We start from the raw sequence: 18,775 nt of genomic DNA on the forward strand, positions 1-18,775 counted from the left end.
CCAATGTTGTTTGAAAGTTATCTAACCTTTGTCGATGTTCTTACTATTTTTCTTGCATTTTTATTAGGTAGCTTCACACTTGTACTCCTTCAATCCGTTTTATCGATGCTCGTAACTCCTATTTTCGGAATTGTGCTATCGATTATACTGCTTGTAGTCAACATGGTTTTGGAGTTATCTATTATCCCTGGGAATATAGTCGATGTTTTTGCTTATTCTGTCTTCAATGGTGAACAGTCGTTTACTCTAGGGGTAGTCCTTCAACTATTATGGATGTTATTAGTAATTTTCGTTGGACAATTTTACTACAAGCGTGTCGATTTACTTTATCGAAATTAGGGAGGTTTTATAGATGAGTTATCTTGAAATAAAAGCAGCTTCAAAAGTAATTAATAAGACAACGGTGTTAAATAATATCCAATTAAATTTAGAAAAGGGTCACATTTATGGTTTTATTGGTCATAATGGTTCTGGTAAAACAATGTTATTCCGAGCTATTTGTGGTTTCATTAAATTAACTTCAGGTCAAATCATCATTAATGGAGAAGTTATTGGGAAAGATATTTCGTTTCCTAGAAATGCAGGTGTTATCATAGAAAATCCTGGTTTTATTCCACAATATAGTGGATTTAAAAATCTAGCTTATTTAGCTGCAATTGACAATAAAATTCCACAATCAAAAATATGGGAAGCACTTGAAGTTGTCGGATTAAAAGATCGTGCTCATATTAAGACTAAGAAATATTCTTTAGGTATGAAACAGCGTCTCGGTATTGCTCAAGCAATCATGGAAGATCAAGACTTACTTATCTTTGATGAACCAACTAATGCATTAGATAAAGAGGGCAGCCAAATGTTTAAAAATCTAATGATGCAATTAAAAGGACAAGGAAAAACAATTTTAATTGCCAGCCATAATGAGAATGAAATTAATTATTTATCCGATGAAATTTATGAAATGGAAAGTGGGATTTTATCGAAGAAAGTAGAGGCTATATATGAATAAAAAGTGGCTCTATTTATTTGTTCTACTTATTGTTGTTGCCATAGTCAGTGTAAGAATTTATCAAGTAAATGTCTCTGCGTTCACGTATAAAGATACCATTCATTCACTAAATGACCAATTTAAAAGTAAAGGTTATTCATTTAAAGTGAAAAAAGTTTATGAAATGTCGGAAGCTGAAGTTAACAAACAAAAAAAAGCAAATCCAACCTTATTTATCGAAACATCTGATACCGTTCTTTCTGTTAATCTAACGGTGAAAAAGATTAGTAAGACGGATGAAAAGCTTGTAATAGGACAGTTTCAACTAAATAAAGGAGCTTTTATAAGGTATGCAGACAATTCATTAATACAAACTAAAAATAACGGGAACTATACGTTAAATTTCATTGTTCCAAAAGAAGTGGTTCATTCAAAAGGTCCATTTTATTTAGCACTACCGATTGGTATGTGGCAAAAAGAAAAGCGAGATCTTGTTAAATTTAATTTTTAATGAGTACATTGTTATTAGCTTTTGGTAATTCTGTTTCAAATTTTATGGCTACAGTAATTTGAATACATGCAACTCATCGTGTATTTTTACTGGATAGTAATCAACTTAAGGTAAATATGCGATGAGTTGGTGAAACTTTTATAGTATATAGATGAAAATATAAAAAAGGAGCCGCAACTGCGACTCCTTTTTCTATTTAGACTTCCATAATGATTGGTAAAACCATTGGACGACGTTTTGTTTTTTCGTATAGATAAGGTGTTAACACATCAGTAATTTCATTTTTCAAATCTGACCACTGTGTTGTTTTTTCCTTAACTGATTCTTGTAGATGACGATTTAGCATTTGTTGTGCTTCATTAATCATCATACCTGACTCACGCATGTAAACGAAGCCACGTGAAATGATATCTGGACCTGATACGATACGTTGGTTTTCCATATCAACACTTACAACAACAATCACAAGACCTTCTTCTGAAAGAATACGACGATCGCGTAATACGATGTTACCGATATCACCGATTCCGTTACCATCGATGTACACATCACCAGAAGGAATGCGACCAGCAACATGTGCCTCATCAGAACTTAATGCAAGAACATCACCGTTTTCCATGATGAAGATATTCTCTTCAGGTACGTCACAATCAACAGCAAGACTTGCATGCATACGAAGCATACGGTATTCACCGTGAATTGGCATGAAAAATTTAGGCTTCATTAAACGTAACATTAATTTTTGTTCTTGCTGAGAACCATGACCAGATGTGTGAATGTTATTCAATGAACCGTGAATAACATCTGCACCTGCACGATATAATAAGTTGATAATCTTATTCACGCTCGCTGTGTTACCTGGAATTGGTGAAGAAGAGAAAATCACTGTATCGTCAGGTTGAATTTGAATTTGACGATGTGTACCATTTGCAATACGAGAAAGTGCTGCCATTGGTTCACCTTGAGAACCCGTACATAAAATCATCACTTCATTCGCTGGAAGGCGATTTAAAGTTTGTGTGTCAACAAATGTTTCTTTTGGAGCTGTAATGTAGCCGAGTTCACGACCAATCGTGATGGCATTATCCATACTGCGTCCGAATACAGCTACTTTACGACCGAATTTAGCCGCAGCATCTGTTACTTGTTGTAAACGGTGAATATTTGATGCAAATGTTGCAAAAATAATACGACCATCTACTTTACGCATGATTTCGTCAATGCTTTCGCCGACTTTACGTTCAGACATTGTAAAGTTAGGAACCTCAGCATTTGTACTATCAGATAGTAGGCATAGTACGCCTTCTTTACCGATTTCAGCCATTTTTGTTAAGTTGGCTGGTTCTCCAACAGGTGTGAAATCAAATTTGAAGTCACCTGTATGCACGATATTACCAGGAGGTGTTTTAACGACTACACCTAAAGCATCTGGAATACTGTGAGTTGTTCTAAAGAAACTAACAGATGTTTTTCTGAATTTGATAACATCTTCTTCTTTAATTTCGATTAATTTTGTTGTGCGTAGTAAACCATGTTCGTCTAATTTATTACGTAATAAACCAAGTGCTAGTTTACCACCATAGACAGGAACATTAATTTGGCGTAATAAGTAAGGAATACCGCCAATATGATCTTCGTGACCATGCGTAATAAAGAGACCTTTAATTTTATCAACATTTCTAACAAGATAAGTGTAATCAGGGATTACATAGTCGATGCCTAGTAGGTCATCTTCTGGAAACTTAATTCCTGCGTCAATCAGAATGATTTCATCCTGAAATTGAACCGCATACGTATTTTTGCCGATTTCGCCCAGTCCGCCAAGTGCGAAAACAGCTGTTTGGTCATTTTTGACGAATTTCATCTACTTAGAATTGCTCCAAGTGGAAGTTTTCGCTTGCTTGTTCATACTCTAGGTAATTACCCTCAAGCAATTGAATTAATTCGATGTTGTAGCCACGATCAGCTAACAGTGCACGTACTTCACGTGGATCTGCTGCTTCAAGATATAGGCTTTTAGTATTTTCGCGAACTGGAACTTGAAGCTGGCTTTCTTGATAATAAACTTTGTAAATCATTTTATTTGCTCTCCTTTAACACGTTCAAAATATGTTGCATTTCTTATATATTATCATGACACCAATATAAAATAAAGAAAACCCCGATAAAAATTGCATTTCAGGTTTGGATGTCAAAAGGAAGAGAGATCAGACTCGAAGTACATCAAGTCCCACCTCTCTTCATCACTAAGCTACCGTTTTCTTTTCGAGTAAGCCACGAAGCCTTTTCAACAGTCGTTTTTTAAGACGTTTAAACATGGCGTATCACTCCCTAGGTATAGTATAAGTGATAACGACATGAGAGTAAAGTTATTTAACTTGACATATAATAAGGAAGAAAGAGTGAGAACAACAAAAAAGTTTAGAGTGTGTTAGAATTAAGAACATATAAAAGTATGAGCAGTTAGAGAGGAGTTTAGGAATTGAAGAAAAAGTTATTGTTTTTTGATATAGACGGTACACTCTATAACACATCAAAAAAAATTCCTGAAGCAACAAAGAGAGCAATTGAAGAGGCGAGAGCAAATGGTCATGAAGTAGCCATCGCAACAGGGCGCTCTCCGTTCTTTTTAAAAGAAGTAAGTGAAGAGCTAGACATTGACAGCTACGTTAGTTTTAATGGTCAATTTGTCGTTTATCAAGGGAAAACAATTTCTAAACGTCCAATCCCAGCAGATGTACTTGAACGACTTGCAATAGAAGCAGAAAAAGATGGTTATCCTGTTGTTTATTTAGACGAGCAACGTATGACATCGACAACAGAATATGATGACCACGTAAAAGCAAGTATGGATTCATTATTCTACCCAATGCCTGAGTACGATTTGAATCACTGGAAAGAAGCGGATATTTATCAAGCGCTTTTGTATGTTCCAGAAGAAGAAAAACCACGTTATTTAAAGGCTTTTCCAGAGTTAGCATTTATTCGTTGGCATAAGTATTCAGATGATGTGATCAATCATGATGTGTCTAAAGCATATGGCATTGAACAATTTATTCAACATACTGATTTTACATTAGCAGATACAATGGTCTTTGGCGATGGGTTAAATGATATTGAAATGCTTGAACTTGTTGCAAAAAATGGTACGAGTGTTGCAATGGGGAATAGCCCTGAGCGTGTAAAAGAAGCAGCGAGCATTGTAACAGAACATGTAGATGAAGATGGCTTATCAAAGGCTATGCGCCGTTTAGGTCTTTGCGAATAATGAAGAAAAGAGGAATCGCACGATTGAAACGAGCGATTCCTCTTCTTTGTAATTATGCTTCCTCTAAAGGATGTGAGTTAGGTGCCTCGTAAAAAGGATTTTCCTTATTGATTCGATCATAGAACATAACACCATTTAAGTGGTCTAGCTCATGTTGGAAAGCAATTGCAGGAAGATTTTTCAAACGTACTTTTTTCTCTACGCCATCTAAGTCTTTATATTTTACGGTAATGCGTTGTGGGCGTGGAACGTATCCAGGTACATCACGATCAACTGATAGACAACCTTCGCCGCCTGGAAGATATGTTTCTTCTACAGAATGACTGACAATTTTCGGGTTGATAATGATTTCACTTAACATCTCACCGTTGTCTTTTGGTACATGTAGGGCAAACATGCGAATTGAACGATTTACTTGTGGCGCTGCAATGCCGATTCCTGAACGCAGCTCATACTTTTCAGCTATTTCAGGGTCTTGGCTATTGATTAAGAATTCAAGTAATTCTTCACCGAATTTGCGTAATTCGTCTGTTAGAGGAAATGGTACTTCCTCTGCTTTCATGCGAAGTGTTTCATGCCCTTCGCGAATAATATCTTTCATTAAAATCATGGTAATCTCCCTTTCCAAACAATATCTATTCATAAGTATATAACAATAAGTCAATTCAGCAATAAAAAAAGACCGACAATCCAATATTCTCCATTGTTTCACTCGTATGTGGGGTGGGAATAATCAAACGTATAGGCTTGTGTCTGTGCTACATTAAAACAAGAAAAAACCATCTGTATTATAATACAGGTATATTAAAATATATAATACAGCACCTAAAAGAAAATAATATGACAAAACAGTGAATTAAGTGATTGACGTATGAAAACGAATTCAGTATACTGAAGATAGATATAGTTGTACTAATGATTTTGGAATTTTAAATAATACAGTTACAAAGGAGATGTAAGAGGATGACTTCAAACAATAACCTTTTTGATCCAGTAAAAAACTTACAAGAAATTGAAGAGAAGTTTGAAATGGTTCAAATTTTAAATGAAAACGGCGAAATCGTAAATGACGCTTTAGATCCTAAATTATCAGATGAAGAGTTAGTTGAATTAATGTCACGTATGGTATTTACACGTATCTTAGATCAACGTTCAATCTCTTTAAATAGACAAGGACGCTTAGGTTTCTATGCACCTACAGCTGGACAAGAGGCATCACAAATTGCATCACACTTTGCACTTGAAAAAGAAGATTATATTCTCCCAGGTTACCGTGATGTACCACAAATCATATTACATGGTTTACCTTTATGGAAAGCGTTCCTATGGTCACGTGGTCATTTCGTAGGTGGTCAAATTCCTGAGGACGTAAACGTATTACCACCACAAATTATTATCGGTGCACAATACATTCAAACGGCTGGTGTAGCACTTGGTATGCAAAAACGCGGTAAAAAATCAGTTGCTGTCACATACACTGGTGATGGCGGTTCTTCACAAGGTGATTTTTACGAAGGAATTAACTTTGCTGGTGCATTCAAGTCACCTGCAATTTTCATCGTACAAAATAACCAATTCGCGATTTCAACACCACGTGCTTTACAAACATCTGCAACAACAATTGCACAAAAAGGTGTAGCAGCTGGTATTCCAAGTATTCAAGTAGATGGTATGGACCCATTAGCAGTATATGTAGCAACACGTGATGCGCGTGAACGTGCAGTAGCTGGAGAAGGACCATCATTCATCGAAACAGTATGTTATCGTTATGGTCCACATACAATGGCTGGTGATGATCCAACACGTTACCGTTCATCAGAAACAGATAGCGAGTGGGAGAAAAAAGATCCTGTTGTTCGTTTCCGTAAATACCTTGAAGCAAAAGGTATTTGGAGCGAAGAAAAAGAAACTGAAGTAATCGAAAAAGCAAAAGAAGAAATCAAAGCAGCGATTAAACAAGCAGACGGTGTGCAAAAACAAAAAGTAACAGATTTAATTTCAATCATGCATAAAGATGAACTTCCATATAACTTAAAAGAGCAATATGAAATCTACAAAGAGAAGGAGTCGAAATAACCGATGGCACAAATGACAATGGTTCAAGCAATTACAGACGCTTTAAGATGTGAGTTAAAAGACAATGAAAACGTGCTCGTTTTTGGTGAGGACGTTGGTGTAAACGGTGGGGTATTCCGTGCCACTGAAGGTCTTCAAAAAGAATTCGGTGTCGATCGCGTATTCGATACACCACTTGCAGAATCAGGAATCGGTGGTTTAGCAATCGGTTTAGCACTTCAAGGTTTCCGACCAGTGCCAGAGATTCAATTCTTCGGCTTTGTATATGAAGTAATGGATTCAATTTCAGGTCAATTAGCACGTATGAGCTACCGTTCAGGCGGCACATTAAATGCACCTGTAACAATTCGTTCGCCATTCGGCGGTGGTGTACACACACCTGAAATGCACTCAGATAGTTTAGAAGGTTTAATGACTTCACAACCAGGTTTAAAAGTAGTTATTCCTTCAACACCATACGATGCAAAAGGATTATTAATCTCATCTATTCGTGATAATGACCCTGTTATTTTCTTAGAGCATTTAAAATTATACCGCTCATTCCGTGAAGAAGTTCCAGAAGAGTCATACACAATTCCACTTGGAAAAGCGGATGTAAAACGTGAAGGTACAGATTTATCAATCTTTGCATATGGTGCAATGGTTCAAGAATCATTAAAAGCAGCTGAAGCATTAGAAAAAGATGGTTACTCAGTAGAAGTAGTAGACTTACGTACAGTTCAACCACTTGATATTGAAACAATTATTGCATCTGTTGAGAAAACAAATCGTGCAATCGTTGTACAAGAAGCACAAAAACAAGCAGGTATTGCAGCGAACGTTGTAACTGAAATTACAGAACGTGCAATTCTAAGTTTAGAAGCACCTGTATTACGTGTAACAGCACCAGATACAATTTATTCTTATCCGCAAGCAGAAGCAGCTTGGTTACCAAATTATAAAGATGTTATGGCAACAGCGAAAAAAGTTTTAACATTCTAATCATAAAAAAGGAAGGGTGAAGCAACATGGCATTTGAATTCCGATTACCAGATATTGGAGAGGGAATCCACGAAGGGGAAATCGTTCAGTGGTTTGTTAAACCAGGTCAAGAAGTAAAAGAAGACGATATTTTAGCAGAGGTTCAAAATGATAAAGCGGTTGTTGAAATTCCATCTCCTGTGGACGGTACGATTTTAGAAGTTTTAGTAGAAGAAGGTACATTAACAACTGTAGGTACGGTTCTACTGAAAATTGATGCACCTGGATATGAAGATCTTCAATTAAAAGGTCATCATGATGAAGAAGAGGAAGAAGAAGAAACACCAGCAAAAGAAGAAGCTCCAGTAAAAGAAGAAACTGTAGAAACTTCAAAAGCATCAGAGATTGTTGAACCTTCAAATACTTCGAAACGTGTCATTGCTTTACCATCTGTTCGTAAGTTTGCGCGTGAACAAGGTGTAGATATCTCTGTAGTAGAGGGAACAGGTAAGAACGGACGCGTAACAAAAGAAGATATTCTAAATCATGGTAAACAACCAGTAGAAACAACTGTCGCTTCTGAAAATACAGAAGAAACTACTGAAGCACCTGAAGTAGCTTCAACTCCTGTAAACTTAGAAGGTGAATTCCCAGAAACACGTGAAAAAATGTCTGGAATTCGTCGTGCGATTGCAAAAGCAATGGTAAATTCAAAACATACTGCGCCGCATGTAACATTGATGGATGAAGTAGATGTTACGAATCTTGTTGCACATCGTAAAAAGTTCAAAAATATTGCAGCTGAAGACGGTATTAAGCTAACATATTTACCATACGTGGTAAAAGCTCTAGTAAGTACCCTACGCAAATTCAAAGAATTCAATCGTTCGTTGGATGACGCAACAAACGAAATCATTCAAAAACATTATTACAACATTGGAATTGCAGCAGATACAGAACGCGGATTGCTAGTTCCTGTAATTAAACATGCTGATCGTAAATCAGTGTTTGCGATTTCGGATGAAATAAATACACTTGCAGAAAAAGCGAGAGATGGTAAACTAGCACCTAATGAGATGCAAGGTGCTTCATGTTCAATCTCAAATATTGGTTCAGCTGGTGGTCAATGGTTTACACCTGTTATTAATCATCCAGAGGTTGCAATTTTAGGTATTGGACGTATTGCAGAAAAACCTGTAATAAAAAATGGTGAAATTGTAGCCGCACCTGTGTTAGCATTATCATTGAGCTTTGATCATCGTATGATCGATGGTGCCACTGCGCAAAACGCTATGAATCATTTAAAACGTTTGTTAAGTGAGCCAGAATTATTATTAATGGAGGCGTAATATCATGGTAGTAGGAGATTTCCCAATCGAGACAGATACAATAGTAATTGGAGCAGGCCCTGGTGGATACGTTGCAGCAATTCGTGCAGCACAATTAGGACAAAAAGTAACAGTAATCGAAAAAGAATACGTAGGCGGCGTTTGTCTAAACGTTGGTTGTATTCCATCAAAAGCTATGATCTCTGTAGGTCATCGTTTTGTTCAAGCAAAAGAATCTGATGACATGGGTGTAATCGCTTCAGAAGTTAAATTAGACTTCGCTAAAGCGCAAGCATTCAAAGAAAGCGTTGTTAAAAAATTAACTGGCGGTGTTTCTGGTTTATTAAAAGGTAACGGCATTGAAGTGGTTATGGGTGAAGCATACCTAAACGACACAAATTCTTTAACTGTTGCAACTGAATCAGGTTCTCAACACTACAACTTCAAAAACTTAATTATCGCTACTGGTTCACGTCCAGTTGAGATTCCAAGCTTCAAATTTACAAAGCGTGTAATCAACTCAACAGGTGCTCTAAACCTAACTGAATTACCTAAGAAATTAGTTGTAATCGGCGGTGGATACATCGGTACTGAATTAGGTTCTGCTTACGCAAATTTAGGTTCTGAAGTAACAATTCTTGAAGGCGGTAAAGATATTCTTGCTGGTTTCGAAAAACAAATGACACAAATTGTTAAAAAAGGTCTTAAGAAAAAAGGCGTTACTGTAGAAGTTGAAGCTTTAGCACAAGGTGTTGAAGAATCAGAAGAGGGCGTTAAAGTTACTTATGAAGTAAAAGGCGAAACAAAAACAGTTGAAGCTGATTACGTATTAGTAACAGTAGGCCGTCGTCCAAATACAGACGAAATGGGTCTTGAATCTGTAGGTATCGAATTTGCAGAACGTGGTCTAATCAAAGTTGATAAACAATGCCGTACAAGCGTATCGAACATCTATGCAATTGGTGACGTTGTACCAGGTTTACAATTAGCACACAAAGCTTCTTACGAAGGTAAAGTAGCGGCTGAAGCAATCGCAGGTGAAGCGTCAATCGTTGATTACCTTGCAATTCCAGCAGTATGCTTCACAGATCCAGAAATGGCTTCTGTAGGTCTTAACGAAGAACAAGCAAAAGCTGAAGGTTATGAAGTATCAGTAGGTAAATTTGCATTTGGTGCAAATGGTCGTGCATTAGCTCTTAACGAAACAGACGGTTTTGTTAAAATTGTTGCTCGTAAAGAAGACGGTTTAATCCTTGGGGGTCAAATCGTAGGTGTTGGTGCTTCTGATACAATCGCTGAACTTGCATTAGCAATCGAAGGCGGTATGACATTAGAAGACGTAGCAATGACAATTCATGCTCACCCAACATTAGGCGAAATTATCATGGAAGCTGCAGAAGTTGCTTTAGGAACTCCTATTCACATGGTAGCTAAAAAATAAATAGAACATCTTATTTCTAAAAAAATATGTATGTTAAAACACTCACTTTTATTTAGGTAAAGGTGAGTGTTTTTTTCGTTATTTTAATAAACTGTTGTCTATTTAAAGTAATTATGTAAAATAATGAGTAAAGAGTTTGTTGCGTTTTAGAATTGGGAGGTTCATACATATGAATTTAGGATTACTTGGAAAGACCGCAATTGTAACTGGAGGGTCGAGAGGAATCGGTTTTGCAACAGCTAAGCAACTTGTAATCGAAGGTGCAAATGTTGTCATTTGTGGTCGTCAAGAAGATACATTAATGGAAGCTGCAAATAAGATTGAAAAAGAAACGGGTCAGCGAGTCCTCGCGATTGTGGCTGATGTTACAAGAAAGTCTGACTGTGAAAAATTAATAATGAGTGCTGTAACTAAATTTAAGCGCATTGATTTATTAGTAAATAACGCAGGCATTTCATCTACGAATGCCTTTATGGATATTTCTGCAGAACAGTGGGAGCAAGACTTAAATTTAAAACTATTTGGTGCCATCAATTGTTCTCAAGCAGCAGTTCCACATATGAAAGAAAGAGGTGTAGGAGCAATTGTCAATGTGACAGCGATTTCTGGAAAAGCAGGTTGGAAACATTCGATGCCTACATCTGTTAGTCGAGCTGCAGGACTGGCTTTAACAAATACAATGAGTAAAGATTTAGGTGAATATGGTATTCGTGTAAATACGGTATGCATTGGATTAATACGTAGTGCGCAAGTAGAAAGAAAATGGAAGAAAGAAGCACCGAATTTAACGTGGGAAGAATATAGTAATGAGATAGGGCGTGACATTCCTCTTGGTCGAATTGGAGAAGCAGAAGAAGCTGCAAAAGCGATTCTATTTTTATTATCTGATGCGGCATCGTATATAACGGGAACATCTTTGAATATTGATGGAGGTAGCTCACCAGTTTTATAACATTACGATTATATACCTGTTAAAATAATTCTTTTATAGTAATTATATCCATACAAATAAAACAAATTTCCTGTTTTTAGGTTATGATGTTTATTCTTATGTGAGTAGGATAAATATTGGGTACAGGGAGGAATTAATATGATGAAATTATTATGGATACCTATTGCTCTATATGTAATCGCAGTTGGGCTGTTTGCTATGGGACTGATTAACCGCCACTCGGATGAGGGTGTTATAGCAAGAGTCTTAGCAGGGCAAGGGGTAGCGATTCCAATCTTCTTCTTCGCTCTTCTATTTACTTGGTTCTTTAGTAAAAAAAAGAAGCGTAACGAAGATATGTAAATATATTTGAAATAGTTTAAATATCAAACGAGAAATCAAATGATTTCTCGTTTTTTGGTTCTATTTTTGAAAATCAAGTAGTGGGTTTTGGGTACAACCTTCTTACTAAAGTAGCTAGCCAACGCAACTCTTTTTCAGACATAAGATTTGTAGCAAGTGCATTTAAAATAACAAGCTGTGGATTATCTTTAATCATTTCTTTTTCGATTGCAAGAATAGTCTGTCCATAAAAATGATCCGCACTATATAATTTTTTACAACGTTCAATTTCAGTTGAAATAATTTGCTGAACTGCTTGAGGTTCTGGTGCACATGAAAACTGTGAGGCGAAAACAGACGCGTCTAATGTTGGTTCGAACTGTTGTTCAACAAGTGCATCCATATACTGCATAATCATATGCGAAATTTTTTTGAATTCTAAGTCGTTTTTATGATGAATAATAAAATCAATATAACTTTGCACAATACCTTTAAAGCATAATTGTAAGTCATATTTATTTTTTTTAATTTTTGCACCATACGTATTTTCGAGTAAGAAAAGAGTAATATCATTAAGGCTACGATTAAAAATTTGAATACGTTCAAGCAATTCTGTTTTTAAGCTTTTACTACTCTCTGTAATAAGCATTTCAAGTAAAGGGAAGCGTTCATTAAAAACGCGTAAAGTAGAATCACAAAACTTTTCTAATTTTTGTCTCGGCGGACGTGGGTCATTCATTAAGAGTTCAAAAGAAACTGTTAGTTCTTTAATAAATTGATCGATAATTTCAATCAACAAGTCATCTTTAGAACGAAAAGATAAATAAAACGCACCTTTTGAAATGCCACAAGCATTAGTAATATCTTGAATGGAAGTATTGGCGATTGAATTTTTTGAGAAGAGTTCGATAGCTTTTTCAATAATTATTTCTTTTTTAGTCAACGTAAATCGCCTCCTTTTATTTGACATGTGACCAAATAGTCACTTAATATTAACATTAATGACTGTTTAGTCAAAACTTGCTAAAAGAATGTCCATCAGTCAGTATTATAAGTAAAGTTTAAAGAAAAAGTCAAAAGGCGGTGCAAGTGTGAAAAAGTTTATTCAATTTGTTCTGAAAAACAAATTAGCAGTTTGGCTCATGACCTTAATATTAGCTGCTGCTGGTGTATATTCAGGATTAAAAATGAAGATGGAGACAATTCCTGATATTTCTGTACCAATTATTACAATGAATACAGCATATCCAGGAGCGAGTCCACAACAAGTCGAAGAAAAAGTATCCACCCCGTTTGAAAAAGCAGTTCAAAATTTAAAAAACGTTGAAAATGTTTATTCAAATTCATATGAAAATGCCTCAAGTATTCAAATCGAGTTTAAATATGGCACAGATATGAAAGAAGCACGTGCAGATATCAAAGAAGCAATTGAAAAGGTAAAATTACCTGACGCTGCGACAACACCTGTTATCGATCGCGTAAGTATCAATACTTTCCCTGTTTTAGCACTTAGTGTAAGTGACAAAGACCAAACAATTGATCAATTAACAAAAACAGTCGAAGATTACTTTGTTCCAAAGGTTGAAGGTGTAGATGGTGTTTCTTCTGTATCTGTATCAGGTCAACAAGTTAAGAAAGTACTCGTTACATACAACAACGATAAGCTAAAAGAATATAGCTTAACAGAAGATTCTATTAAACAATTCGTTCAAGATATGGATGTCGAATCGCCACTAGGTATTTTCCAATTTAAAAATTCAGAACAAGTTGTATTAGTAGATGGTAAATTAACATCATTAAAACAATTAGAAAATTTAGAGATTCCTGTTCAAAATCAGGCATCAGCACAGCAACAAGCTGCATTAGCAGCAAATCCAGCTGCAGCAGCAGCGGCACAACAGCAACAAACAAAGTCAGTTGTTAAATTGAAAGAGTTAGCAAAAATTCAATTAAAAGGTGAAGTGGAATCCATTTCACGTACAAATGGTAAAGATGCAATCGCTGTTCAAGTTGTGAAATCACAAGAAGCAAATACAGTGGATGTGGTTAATGACGTAAAGAAAACAGCAGATCAGTTTGAAAAAGATAATAAAGGTATGGCAATTGATGTCACACTTGATCAAGGAAAACCGATTGAAGATTCAGTAAGCACGATGTTAGATAAAGCATTATTCGGTGCTATTTTTGCTGTTATTATCATCATGTTATTCTTACGTGATATTCGTTCTACAATCATTTCAATCATTTCGATTCCAATGTCATTATTAATTGCAGTCATTGTCTTACGATACTTAGATATCTCACTGAATGTTATGACACTTGGTGCGATGACAGTTGCGATTGGACGTGTAATTGATGACTCCATTGTCGTCGTCGAAAATATTTATCGCCGAATTCATTTAGAAAATGAAAAGTTACGCGGACGTGCTTTAATTAGTTCAGCAACACTTGAAATGTTCCGACCAATTCTATCTTCTACAGTCGTAACAATTGCCGTATTCTTACCTGTAGGATTAGTTGGAGGACTTGTAGGTGAGCTATTCTTACCATTTGGTATTACAATGGCTGTCGCATTAATTGCGTCACTTGTCATTGCGATTACAATTGTTCCAGCACTTGCCCATACACTCTTTAAAAAGAAGATTTATGGAGATAAGATTGTTAAAAAAGAACATCATGGTAAAGTAGCAACAGGCTATAAAAAGCTATTAAATTGGGTGTTAAACCATAAGCTTGTAACATTTGGTGGCTCAATTGTTGTGCTTGTAGCTAGTCTATTCTTAGCACCTGTCGTAGGGTTCAGTTTCTTACCAGATGACGAACAAAAACTAGTGTATTTAACGTACACACCAAAAGCTGGTCAAACACGTGATCAAGTAGTTGAAAACGTAGATGAAATCGAGCAAATTGTTTCAAAAAATAAAGAAGTTGAAACCATCCAGACATCAATTGGTGGGCAAAATCCTTTAAACCCTGGTTCATCAAATAGTGCTTTAATGTTTATTATTTATGACCCAGATACAAAAGACTTCGCAACGAAGAGCGAAAAGCTTGTAAAAGACGTGCGCGCAATTAAACAACCAGGTGAATGGAAACAACAAAACTTCGCTGGTGGTGCTTCAAATAATGAATTATCATATTCAGTCTATGGTAATACAATCGAAGATATCCGCCCTGTTGTAGCAAAAGTCGAAAAAATCTTACAAGATAACAAAAATGTAAAAGATGCAAAATCTTCATTACAAGAAGCATTCGATGAGAAAAACTTAGTTGTAAAAGAAGATGAGTTGAATAAATATGGTTTAACAACGAACCAAGTAGCTTTAATGATTAATCCAAACATCCCAGCAACAGTTTTAACAACGGTTATGGATGAAGGAAAAGAAATCAACGTAGAAGTGTATTCTTCTGTAAAAGAACCAGATACATTTGATCGTGTATTAGAGCAAAAAATTAAAACACCTACAGGACAAGAAGTGAAACTGAAAAATCTTGTTACTGTAAAAGAAGATCGTGCACAGACACAAATTAGCCGTAGTGAAGGTAAGTACTATGCAACAGTTACAGCAACTGTAACAAGTAAAGACGTCACAAAAGCTTCATCTGTAGCACAAGAAAAAATTGATAAATTAGATCTTCCAAATAACGTAGAAATTAAAACAGGCGGTGTAACAGAAGATATTCGTGATTCATTCACGAAATTAGCGCTTGCTATTGTAGCAGCAATTGCGATTGTATACTTCACACTTGTTGTTACATTTGGAGAAGGTCTTGCACCATTCTCAATTTTATTCTCACTACCATTCACAGTTATTGGTGCACTTGTTGCACTATGGATTGGTGGCGAAACAATTTCCGTATCTTCGCTCATTGGGGTACTGATGCTCGTCGGCATTGTTGTCACGAATGCGATTGTATTGGTTGACCGAATCATTCATATGGAACATGATGGGTTACCAATGCGTGAAGCAATTTTAGAAGCAGGTGCAACACGTTTACGCCCAATTCTAATGACAGCTATCGCAACAATTGGTGCACTAATTCCACTTGCCATTGGCGCTGAAGGTGGCGGTCTAATTTCGAAAGGTTTAGGAATTACCGTAATTGGTGGTTTAATTAGTTCAACTGCTTTAACGCTCGTTGTCGTACCACTTGTTTATGAATTCTTATCAAAAGTATTGAAAAAAGATCGTGCACATGAAGATCGCGAATCTTAATTAATAGGAAGGACATGCTCGTACTATATGAGTATGTCCTTTTCATATGGGAAAAATTGTTTTCTTTAAATAGACAGAATTATCTAAAAAGAGTTACAATGTAAAAAACAACAAGGGGGAAACGGGGATGCGAAAACTAGTGAAGCTATTAAACATAACACTTCAAATTGCTTTTCTTTATGTATTGTCCTTACTTGGTGGCATCATTGTCGAATTTTTACATGTACCACTTCCGGGCAGTATCATAGGTTTAATTATTTTATTACTATTACTTCATATGAAGATTGTAAAGAAAGAATATGTAGCAGACGGAGCTGGCTTTTTACTGCCGATTTTAACGCTACTCTTTATTCCAGCTACTGTAGGTGTCATGAATTATCCGGAATTATTATCATGGTTAGGCGTATCACTTTTAATTATTACAATCATTAGTACGATTTTTTCTTTAGGGGTGACTGCAAAATTCGCACAAAAGCTAGAGCAAACAGAACGACAGAAAGAGGAGGTAGAAGTCTATGCTCCAAACGATTAGTTATATGCTTTTAACAATTGTCATTTTCTTCTTTATGACGTGGCTATACAAGAGAACAGGAATCTCTTTTTTATTTCCAATCCTAACATCAACAATCGTTCTCTTACTTATTTTAATCTTTGCTAAAATTCCATATGATACATATATGCAAGGTGGGCGTGTGATTAATTTCTTCTTAGGACCAGCTGTTGTAGGTATGGCTTATCCTTTATATACGCAGTGGGATGTCATTATGCGTTTTAAAAAGACCATTCTCTCCAGTGTGATAGTGGCGATGCTTGCAGGTATGACTAGTGTCATCGCTTTAGGGTTACTCTTTCAGTTAGATGAGCAAATGTTACGTTCATTTTTACCAAAGTCGATTACATCACCGGTTGCCATCCAAATTAGTGACGCGATTGGCGGAATTCCTCAGATGACCGTACTATTCGTTATTATCGCAGGTATTACAGGTGCGATTGGAGGACCAGGAATTTATCGATTATTAAAAATTGATACACCTGTTAGCAAGGGTGTAGCGATGGGAAGTGCCGCACATGGTATTGGTGTGAGTAAGTTAACTGAATACGGTGAGCTAACTCTGTCTATCGGTTCAGTAGCGATGACATTGAGTGCGATTTTAGGGTCATTCCTTTGCCCAGTTGTCATTTATTTATTTTTCTAGAATGTTTGCAACGATATCAATCATTCATTAGAATAAGAGCAGCAACTAATAAAGGCAGGTTATAAAAATGGATTATTCATACCCGTTCTCACCCGATTGGTCAACAACTGAAATTGTCGATGTCATTGCATTTTTTCAAATGATTGAAAAAGCTTATGAAACAGGCGTGAAGCGAGAAGATGTACTGACAACGTATCGTCGCTTTAATGAGATTGTTCCAGCGAAATCAGAAGAAAAGACATACTTTAAAGAGTTTGAAGAAGTAAGTGGTTATGCAAGCTTCCCTGTTATTCGTGATGCGAAGAAAGCAGCGAATGGTGAGGTCATTAAAGCAAGTAAAAATGAACGAAGAAAAAAATAAACAGAAGCTGGGACATAAGTGCAAAAAACACATCCCACATGAGCATAAGAAAAACTGGAATCGCGCTGTGGCACGGTTCCAGTTTTTCGTTTAGAGCCCTAAAAAAGGGAGATAACATGTTTTGTCCCAGTCTTGTTTATTTTGGTACACTAACCATTGCACGATAAATAGGAAGTAATGTTTCAAATGTTTGTTCAATTAATGCTAACAATTCTTTTTCAGACAATTGAATCGCATCATCACGCAATACTTTGACGCCGATTAATACTTCACCTTTTTTAACATCACGAAAGCGCGTTAAAATTTTTTCAGCTGATTCAACTGAAATTTCATCTGTTTTCGGTGACATATGATCACCAGAAATATAGAAAGAAGAAGGTAATGCAGTAATTAAATCTTCATGCTTTAACAAATGATTAGCAATCGCAATCTTATTCGGTGCTTCATAAATAACTGCTAAGTTAATAAATAAATGTGATTCGAATAAGCCAATTTGAAAATGTGGCATCGCTTTATAGCCGCGTTTATAAGGAGCAAAAGCAACCCAACTATCATTTGGCGGGTTTGTTTTTCGACGTGCATGTTTAGCAACATGTGGGAAAAATTCTTCACCTAATTGTGTTGTGAAATAATTCGAGAAAATCGCACCAAGTTCTTCAAATTTAGGACGGATTCGCTCTTTTAAAGCATCCATACGTGGTTCTAATCCATCAATTGTAAAAACATCAAAATCTTGATTGGCCCATGTTAAGTTAGTCATAATTTACATCCTCCAAATAATGATTATTAGGTTTATTCATTTCGATATAAGGGAAAAAATCTTTTAACATAGATGAAATGATAAGCTAATCATAACATAGCAAAGTTCATTCATCTAAATACCTTTTAGAGGAGTTGATTGGAATGAAACAGGTTGTCCATATCCTTCAAAAAGTTGAATTTGAGAAGCAATACATTAAAGGATTGCAGCTAGAATTAGACTACGAATTAGCGACATTATATGATGCTTTAAATACAAATGACGAGCAACAAATTGAAGCTAGTAAACGCAGACTAAAAGAAATCCATATGGAACTGGAGGCATTCCATGTATTCTCATAAGGATTTAAAAAAACTTTGAAGAAACACTTGCTAATCCATACGAGTAGCAAGTGTTTTT

The 18,775-nt window shown here is 36.0% G+C and carries 20 protein-coding genes; 15 read left to right on the top strand and 5 right to left on the bottom strand.

Annotated elements, in window-relative coordinates:
* The 3 genes from KGI01_RS13765 to KGI01_RS01320 all read left to right on the top strand — a co-directional run.
* A partial coding sequence (locus KGI01_RS13765) for a hypothetical protein (protein ID WP_170214695.1) occupies positions 1-339 on the top strand: 339 nt, incomplete at its 5' end.
* A gap of 13 nt (positions 340-352) precedes the next feature.
* A complete protein-coding gene (locus tag KGI01_RS01315) occupies positions 353-1,006 on the top strand; it encodes an ATP-binding cassette domain-containing protein (RefSeq protein ID WP_121175760.1) in 654 nt (217 codons plus the stop codon).
* Positions 999-1,496 carry a hypothetical protein gene (locus KGI01_RS01320; protein WP_087682399.1) on the top strand — a complete coding sequence of 166 codons (498 nt, stop codon included), beginning with the start codon at positions 999-1,001 and terminating at the stop codon, positions 1,494-1,496. The genes KGI01_RS01315 and KGI01_RS01320 overlap by 8 nt, the downstream gene beginning before the upstream one ends.
* A 196-nt stretch (positions 1,497-1,692) precedes the next feature.
* On the opposite strand, the gene rnjA is transcribed toward KGI01_RS01320, so the two are convergent.
* Both rnjA and KGI01_RS01330 read right to left on the bottom strand, forming a co-directional pair.
* Complete coding sequence (gene rnjA, locus KGI01_RS01325) at positions 1,693-3,360, bottom strand: ribonuclease J1 (protein ID WP_141272651.1); 1,668 nt, start codon at positions 3,358-3,360, stop codon at positions 1,693-1,695.
* 4 nt (positions 3,361-3,364) lie between these two features.
* Entirely contained in the window at positions 3,365-3,574 is a 210-nt protein-coding gene (locus tag KGI01_RS01330) for a DNA-dependent RNA polymerase subunit epsilon (RefSeq protein ID WP_068455218.1), read from the bottom strand.
* Positions 3,575-3,978: 404 nt separating this feature from the next.
* Here KGI01_RS01330 and KGI01_RS01335 point away from each other — a divergent pair, with 404 nt between their 5' ends.
* Positions 3,979-4,764 (top strand): Cof-type HAD-IIB family hydrolase, encoded by a 786-nt coding sequence (locus tag KGI01_RS01335; protein ID WP_141272653.1) that lies wholly within the window; start codon positions 3,979-3,981, stop codon positions 4,762-4,764.
* 52 nt (positions 4,765-4,816) lie between these two features.
* Here the strand turns inward: KGI01_RS01335 and def are convergent, their stop codons facing one another.
* Positions 4,817-5,374 (bottom strand): peptide deformylase, encoded by a 558-nt coding sequence (gene def / locus KGI01_RS01340; RefSeq protein ID WP_141272655.1) that lies wholly within the window; start codon positions 5,372-5,374, stop codon positions 4,817-4,819.
* Between the two features lie 353 nt (positions 5,375-5,727).
* On the opposite strand from def, the gene pdhA reads away from it, so the two are divergent.
* The 6 genes from pdhA (at position 5,728) to KGI01_RS01370 (ending at position 11,863) form a co-directional block, all read left to right on the top strand.
* Positions 5,728-6,840 carry a pyruvate dehydrogenase (acetyl-transferring) E1 component subunit alpha gene (gene pdhA, locus KGI01_RS01345; RefSeq protein ID WP_141272657.1) on the top strand — a complete coding sequence of 371 codons (1,113 nt, stop codon included), beginning with the start codon at positions 5,728-5,730 and terminating at the stop codon, positions 6,838-6,840.
* A gap of 3 nt (positions 6,841-6,843) precedes the next feature.
* The gene (locus KGI01_RS01350; protein ID WP_141272659.1) at positions 6,844-7,821 is read left to right on the top strand and encodes an alpha-ketoacid dehydrogenase subunit beta; all 978 of its coding nucleotides are present in this window, start codon (positions 6,844-6,846) and stop codon (positions 7,819-7,821) included.
* Positions 7,822-7,847: 26 nt separating this feature from the next.
* The gene (locus KGI01_RS01355; RefSeq protein WP_141272661.1) at positions 7,848-9,149 is read left to right on the top strand and encodes a dihydrolipoamide acetyltransferase family protein; all 1,302 of its coding nucleotides are present in this window, start codon (positions 7,848-7,850) and stop codon (positions 9,147-9,149) included.
* Between the two features lie 4 nt (positions 9,150-9,153).
* Positions 9,154-10,569, top strand: coding sequence for a dihydrolipoyl dehydrogenase (lpdA, locus tag KGI01_RS01360; protein ID WP_141272663.1), 1,416 nt, complete (start codon positions 9,154-9,156; stop codon positions 10,567-10,569).
* A 169-nt stretch (positions 10,570-10,738) separates the two neighbouring features.
* Positions 10,739-11,521: an SDR family NAD(P)-dependent oxidoreductase gene (locus KGI01_RS01365; protein ID WP_141272665.1), complete on the top strand. Its 783-nt coding sequence runs from the start codon at positions 10,739-10,741 to the stop codon at positions 11,519-11,521.
* A gap of 138 nt (positions 11,522-11,659) precedes the next feature.
* Positions 11,660-11,863: a hypothetical protein gene (locus tag KGI01_RS01370; RefSeq protein WP_068455190.1), complete on the top strand. Its 204-nt coding sequence runs from the start codon at positions 11,660-11,662 to the stop codon at positions 11,861-11,863.
* Positions 11,864-11,936: 73 nt separating this feature from the next.
* On the opposite strand, the gene KGI01_RS14245 is transcribed toward KGI01_RS01370, so the two are convergent.
* Entirely contained in the window at positions 11,937-12,785 is an 849-nt protein-coding gene (locus KGI01_RS14245) for a TetR/AcrR family transcriptional regulator (protein ID WP_170214696.1), read from the bottom strand.
* A 148-nt stretch (positions 12,786-12,933) separates the two neighbouring features.
* Between KGI01_RS14245 and KGI01_RS01380 the strand changes: the two genes are divergently transcribed.
* The 4 genes from KGI01_RS01380 to KGI01_RS01395 all read left to right on the top strand — a co-directional run bounded on the left by KGI01_RS01380 (position 12,934) and on the right by KGI01_RS01395 (position 17,616).
* Entirely contained in the window at positions 12,934-16,059 is a 3,126-nt protein-coding gene (locus KGI01_RS01380) for an efflux RND transporter permease subunit (RefSeq protein ID WP_141272669.1), read from the top strand.
* A gap of 127 nt (positions 16,060-16,186) precedes the next feature.
* Positions 16,187-16,591, top strand: a complete 405-nt coding sequence (locus tag KGI01_RS01385) for a CidA/LrgA family protein (RefSeq protein WP_255314698.1) — start codon at positions 16,187-16,189, stop codon at positions 16,589-16,591.
* A complete protein-coding gene (locus KGI01_RS01390; protein WP_141272671.1) occupies positions 16,575-17,255 on the top strand; it encodes an LrgB family protein in 681 nt (226 codons plus the stop codon). Before KGI01_RS01385 ends, KGI01_RS01390 begins: the two co-directional genes overlap by 17 nt.
* Positions 17,256-17,322: 67 nt before the next feature.
* Positions 17,323-17,616 (top strand): UPF0223 family protein, encoded by a 294-nt coding sequence (locus tag KGI01_RS01395; protein WP_068455181.1) that lies wholly within the window; start codon positions 17,323-17,325, stop codon positions 17,614-17,616.
* A 136-nt stretch (positions 17,617-17,752) separates the two neighbouring features.
* Here the strand turns inward: KGI01_RS01395 and KGI01_RS01400 are convergent, their stop codons facing one another.
* Complete coding sequence (locus tag KGI01_RS01400; RefSeq protein WP_141272673.1) at positions 17,753-18,376, bottom strand: YktB family protein; 624 nt, start codon at positions 18,374-18,376, stop codon at positions 17,753-17,755.
* A 143-nt stretch (positions 18,377-18,519) separates the two neighbouring features.
* Here KGI01_RS01400 and KGI01_RS01405 point away from each other — a divergent pair, with 143 nt between their 5' ends.
* Complete coding sequence (locus tag KGI01_RS01405) at positions 18,520-18,717, top strand: YkzI domain-containing protein (protein ID WP_068455177.1); 198 nt, start codon at positions 18,520-18,522, stop codon at positions 18,715-18,717.
* Positions 18,718-18,775: the final 58 nt, after the last annotated feature.

It is taken from the genome of Kurthia gibsonii (assembly GCF_006539985.1).
Classification (GTDB): Bacteria; Bacillota; Bacilli; order Bacillales_A; family Planococcaceae; genus Kurthia; species Kurthia gibsonii.

What these genes read in the sequence shown, in the direction of transcription:
- KGI01_RS01315 (WP_121175760.1), top strand. Translation starts at nt 353, where the DNA reads ATGAGTTATCTTGAAATAAAAGCAGCTTCAAAAGTAATTAATAAGACA.
- KGI01_RS01320 (WP_087682399.1), top strand. Translation starts at nt 999, where the DNA reads ATGAATAAAAAGTGGCTCTATTTATTTGTTCTACTTATTGTTGTTGCC.
- rnjA (WP_141272651.1), bottom strand. Translation starts at nt 3,360, where the DNA reads ATGAAATTCGTCAAAAATGACCAAACAGCTGTTTTCGCACTTGGCGGA.
- KGI01_RS01330 (WP_068455218.1), bottom strand. Translation starts at nt 3,574, where the DNA reads ATGATTTACAAAGTTTATTATCAAGAAAGCCAGCTTCAAGTTCCAGTT.
- def (WP_141272655.1), bottom strand. Translation starts at nt 5,374, where the DNA reads ATGATTTTAATGAAAGATATTATTCGCGAAGGGCATGAAACACTTCGC.
- pdhA (WP_141272657.1), top strand. Translation starts at nt 5,728, where the DNA reads ATGACTTCAAACAATAACCTTTTTGATCCAGTAAAAAACTTACAAGAA.
- KGI01_RS01350 (WP_141272659.1), top strand. Translation starts at nt 6,844, where the DNA reads ATGGCACAAATGACAATGGTTCAAGCAATTACAGACGCTTTAAGATGT.
- KGI01_RS01355 (WP_141272661.1), top strand. Translation starts at nt 7,848, where the DNA reads ATGGCATTTGAATTCCGATTACCAGATATTGGAGAGGGAATCCACGAA.
- lpdA (WP_141272663.1), top strand. Translation starts at nt 9,154, where the DNA reads ATGGTAGTAGGAGATTTCCCAATCGAGACAGATACAATAGTAATTGGA.
- KGI01_RS01365 (WP_141272665.1), top strand. Translation starts at nt 10,739, where the DNA reads ATGAATTTAGGATTACTTGGAAAGACCGCAATTGTAACTGGAGGGTCG.
- KGI01_RS01370 (WP_068455190.1), top strand. Translation starts at nt 11,660, where the DNA reads ATGATGAAATTATTATGGATACCTATTGCTCTATATGTAATCGCAGTT.
- KGI01_RS01385 (WP_255314698.1), top strand. Translation starts at nt 16,187, where the DNA reads ATGCGAAAACTAGTGAAGCTATTAAACATAACACTTCAAATTGCTTTT.
- KGI01_RS01390 (WP_141272671.1), top strand. Translation starts at nt 16,575, where the DNA reads ATGCTCCAAACGATTAGTTATATGCTTTTAACAATTGTCATTTTCTTC.
- KGI01_RS01395 (WP_068455181.1), top strand. Translation starts at nt 17,323, where the DNA reads ATGGATTATTCATACCCGTTCTCACCCGATTGGTCAACAACTGAAATT.
- KGI01_RS01400 (WP_141272673.1), bottom strand. Translation starts at nt 18,376, where the DNA reads ATGACTAACTTAACATGGGCCAATCAAGATTTTGATGTTTTTACAATT.
- KGI01_RS01405 (WP_068455177.1), top strand. Translation starts at nt 18,520, where the DNA reads ATGAAACAGGTTGTCCATATCCTTCAAAAAGTTGAATTTGAGAAGCAA.